Source organism: Ruegeria sp. AD9 (assembly GCF_056542305.1).
On sequence record NZ_JBQFZP010000046.1, the window covers coordinates 1 to 4,421 of the forward strand.

The 4,421-nt window shown below is 56.9% G+C and carries 3 protein-coding genes; all 3 read right to left on the bottom strand.

All coding sequences use genetic code 11. The annotated features are described in order from the left end of the window. Positions 1 to 118 precede the first annotated feature (118 nt). Positions 119 to 2,140 (bottom strand): putative 2-aminoethylphosphonate ABC transporter permease subunit, encoded by a 2,022-nt coding sequence (locus ACR0AM_RS21440; protein WP_480556054.1) that lies wholly within the window; start codon positions 2,138 to 2,140, stop codon positions 119 to 121. Then, positions 2,137 to 3,252 (bottom strand): putative 2-aminoethylphosphonate ABC transporter ATP-binding protein, encoded by a 1,116-nt coding sequence (locus tag ACR0AM_RS21445; protein WP_480496631.1) that lies wholly within the window; start codon positions 3,250 to 3,252, stop codon positions 2,137 to 2,139. The genes ACR0AM_RS21440 and ACR0AM_RS21445 overlap by 4 nt, the downstream gene beginning before the upstream one ends. Positions 3,253 to 3,384: 132 nt before the next feature. Beyond that, positions 3,385 to 4,404 (bottom strand): putative 2-aminoethylphosphonate ABC transporter substrate-binding protein, encoded by a 1,020-nt coding sequence (locus ACR0AM_RS21450; protein WP_480521542.1) that lies wholly within the window; start codon positions 4,402 to 4,404, stop codon positions 3,385 to 3,387. Positions 4,405 to 4,421 lie beyond the last annotated feature (17 nt).

Consider the following 4,421-nt stretch of genomic DNA (forward strand, 5'->3'; position numbering starts at 1 on the left):
TCCCAGCGTCGCGATGTCAAGATCATACGGGCGTTTATGGACTTTGCGGAGCGGGTTCTTGGGGAGAAGGAAACCGCCGGAGATATGTGACCGGCGGGTTCTTGAGTTTTTTTGTGGATTACCTGCTGCGCCAGGCCTGTGTGCGGGCCAGGATGCCTTTTGATGCCATCAGGTGGAAGATCCGGGCGGCGGCGTTGGTGTAGAAGATCATCATGCCCATTGCGGCTGCGGGTGCGATGTCCCCGGCATCATCCATGTTCAGCACCGCGATGGACGCGAGTGTGGTTTTGGGTGAATAGAGAAACACAACCGCCGACACGGTCGTCATTGCGTTGACGAACAGATAGATCGAGATATCCAGCACCGCAGGCAGGCAGACCGGCACCGTCACGCGGGCAAACAGCTTCATTGTTGGCTGTTTGAGAGAGGCTGACACCGACTCGAACTCTTTATCCATCTGCTTGAGAGCGGTGACCGCCGTCAGGTGCGATACGGTATAGAAATGCGTCACCGTGCAAACCACCAGGATCGCCATGGTGCCGTAGATCGCATTGAACGGATTGGACGGGTTGTTGAAGAAGAAGATATAGGACAGCCCCAGAACCATGCCCGGGATGGCCATCGGCAGCATGGCGAACATCTGAAAGATCGACCGTCCGGTTTTGAAGCCGTTCGATTTTTCCACCAGATACGCCCCGAAGAAGACAACCGTCGTGCCGATCACCGCCGTCAGGAAAGCCAGTTTGATCGAGTTGAAATACGACCCCCAGCCGCCGCCATCCATCTTGTCGAACTGGTAGTTCTTGAGGCTCAGGCTCAGATCGTAGGGCCAGAACTTGATCAGCGCCGCAAACTGACACACGGCCAGAAGACCAATGATGAACAGGCCGACCAAGCTGCAGTAGATCAGGAATATGCGATCAGCCTTTGGGTTTGGTGTTGCCTGATATGGAACTGAGCGCGCAGAAAGCAGCGCCACCTGCTTGGACTGAACCATCCGGTCGATGGCAAAAGCCAGAATTGCGGGGATGACCAGAACCACCGAGACCACGGCGCCCATCTCAAAGTTCTGCTGGCCGATCACCTGTTTGTAGATATCCACGGCAAGCACGTTGAACTGGCCGCCGATCACCTTTGGCAGGCCGAAATCGGTGATCACCAGATTGAACACGACAAAGGCTGCGGAAATCAGGCCATAGCGCGCGCCGGGTATGGTAACGGTCCAGAATGTCCGCCAGGGGGTAGAGCGCAAGCTGACAGCGGCCTCGTACAACCGCGCATCCGATATCGCGAGCGCAGTCGATATGATCAGGAATGCGTGTGGAAAGGTAAAGAAGACCGATCCGATCACGATGCCTATGGGGCCGTAGATACTGGCACCGAACAACAACTCCTTGATCATCCCCTGATTGCCGAACAGGTAGACCAGCGCGATGCCCGGCAGCAGCGAGGGAACCAGAATCGGCGCCATCGCGATCAGGCGAAAGACCCCCTTGAACCGCATGCAGCTTCGGTTCAGCGCATAGGCAAACCAGAACGCCAGCGTCACCGTAACGATTGTGCTGACAACCGAAATCCAAAGGGAATTCTTGATCGAGTTGAACAGGGCTGGTGTCGAGAAGTAGTTGATGAAGTTGCCCAGACCCCGCGCTTGAACCGGCCGCATCTGCACCCGGCGGAACGTGTTGGAATCAAGCTCGACCCAATCGGTGCCTTCGTTCAAAGTCGACCCGACCAGAAAGCGCCCGGCCTCCGTCGTGTTCCGCATCTGGTACATGACCGGGCTGCGAAAGCTGAACTCCGGAAAGAACCCGGTCACCGGCAAACGCCCGTCCGAGCCGGTTGTCAGATCGGTGTCGGAATACACCCCCAATTGCCTGTTCAGTTCGTCAGCCGTCAGGATCGTTCCGTCGAACACACCCGCTTCATCACTGACCTGAAACTCATACTGGGACAGCTCGACCCGGTAGGTCGAGAAGGACTTGGAAAGCATCGTGTAAAGCGGCAGTGCCAGTGTCACGATCAGATAGAGCGCGATCACCATCATGCTTCCGCGCATCAGGATGTCATCGCGGCTGAGCCTGGGCCTGATATCCGGCCCGACAGGCAATGTGTCCTGATTGGTCGACATCGTGCTCATGCCGCAGCCTCCGGAAGGTCAAACGCCATCAGGCGGTTCTCGGGAAGCTCAATCACCATGCTGCACCCCTCTTCCAGCTCAAGACGACGCACGGCGTTGATCGAAAAATCCGCGATCAGTTCCGAAGATCCGAACCGCTCGTTGTTCAGGCGGCAGCGCCAGAACGAGCCCAGAAACTCCATTTCATCGAGCGTGACCTCGATGCAGTTCCGATTGCCGCCCGTGTCAAGATAACCAGCTTCATGAGGGATGATGTCTTCGGGACGAATGGCCGCAATGACAGGGGTTCCATCATTGAACGTGTGGCTGAGGCAGGCAAAGGTCTTTTCCCCGACGCTCAACCGCCCGCCTTTCGTAACCTGAGACTGGATCTGGTTCATTTCACCGATAAAGTCGGCCACGAACAGGTTGGCCGGTTCGCGGTAGATCTCCGTGGGCGATCCAACTTGTTCGATCACCCCGTGGTTCATCACCACGATGCGGTCGGCCATGGCCAGCGCTTCTTCCTGATCGTGCGTCACCATCACGGTGGTCACACCCAGCTTGCGCTGCAATTCCTTGATCTCATGCCGCAGGTGAACGCGCACCTTGGCGTCCAGCGCCGACAGGGGTTCGTCCAGCAGCAGCAGACCGGGATTGGTTGCAATGGCGCGGGCCAGCGCAATCCTCTGCTGCTGGCCACCGGACAATTGCGCCGGGTATTTCCTGCCCTGATCCGGCAGACCAACAAGGTTCAGCAGCTCGCTCACCCGAACCGCGATATCCGACTTGCTGCGGCCCGTGTTTTCAAGGCCAAATGCGATGTTCTTTTCGATCGTCAGGTTCGGGAACAGCGCATAGGACTGGAACACAATCCCGAAATCGCGCTCGGACGGAGGCAGGTTGGAGACGTCCTTGCCATCCTGCATAATCGTACCCTTGGTCTGCAGATCCAGCCCTGCAATCGCCCGCAACAAGGTGGTCTTGCCGCAGCCGGACGGGCCGAGGAAACAAATGAATTCACCTTCTTTGATTTCAAGAGAGATGTCCTTGAGTGCCAGAAAGCTGCCGAACGCTTTCCACAAATTCTGGATGCTGAGATACAGTTCACCGGGTGGTGTTTTCTGAAGCACGGGAGAGGTCCTCACATCTGCACCTCGGGCACGACCGATCCTGGCCGGTGCGCGCCGGGTGAGTTGGTTGTGTTGGTGGGAACAAGAGAGTGGCGGGCAGGAGAAGCACAAAAGCCCCTCCTGCCAATGGAATTACTTCGCTTCAGACTTTCCGTCATAGCGAGACTGCCATTCCTTCAGGATTGCCGCGCGATTGTTGGCGGCATATTCGAAATCATTGTTGATCATCGCATCCAGAAGACCCTCTGGGAAGTGTTCAACCGGTTTTGCAACGCCGGGATACGCCACGACCGCATAGCCGGTATTGTACATCTCGTTGGCCTCTTTGGTGACGGTGAAGTCCACCAGCTTCTGCGCGGCTTCCAGATTTGCAGTGCCGGCCACAATCGCGGTTGCTTCCATGTCCCAGCCGACGCCTTCCGAAGGCACAATGATTTCCAGCGGTGCGCCATCAGCTTTGGATTTCGCCCCACGGAACGCAAAAGAAATACCAATCGGGATCTCGCCCGCCGCCGCCAGTTTGCAAGGCTTCGAGCCGGAATGGGTGTAGCGCGCAATATTCTCGTGCAGCGCATCCATGTATTCCCAGCCACCTTCTTCACCAAACATTTGAAGCCAGCTGGACACATCAAGGAACCCCGTGCCAGAGGAATTCGGGTTCGGCATGATAACCTGATCCTTGTACATCGGATCAGTCAGGTCCTTCCACGAGGTCGGCGGCTTCAGCCCGGCCTTTTCCGCCTCAACCGTGTTGTAGCAAATCGAGGCAACCCAGGCGTCCATGCCAACCCAGGCAGGCGGGTTGTCACCATCGACGAATTTCGCATCCAGCTTGTCTACGCCAACCGGGGCATAAGGCTCCAGCATCCCTTCGGATTTCAACAGCAGCAGAGAGGTCGCAGCCAACCCCCAGACCACATCCGCCTGTGGGTTGTCCCGTTCAGCCAGCAGTTTCGCGGTGATGATCCCCGTCGAGTCCCGGACCCAGTTGATCTTGATATCCGGATTGCTCTGATTGAACGTCTCCGCATACCGCGCAAGATCCTCAGCCTCAACAGCAGTGTATACCGTCAGTTCCGTTTCCGATGCCGCAGCCGTCGCCGTCAGTAAACCGAACGCCAAAACCGCATAAATTGATCTCTTCTGTTTCATGGTTGTCCTCTGTTGGT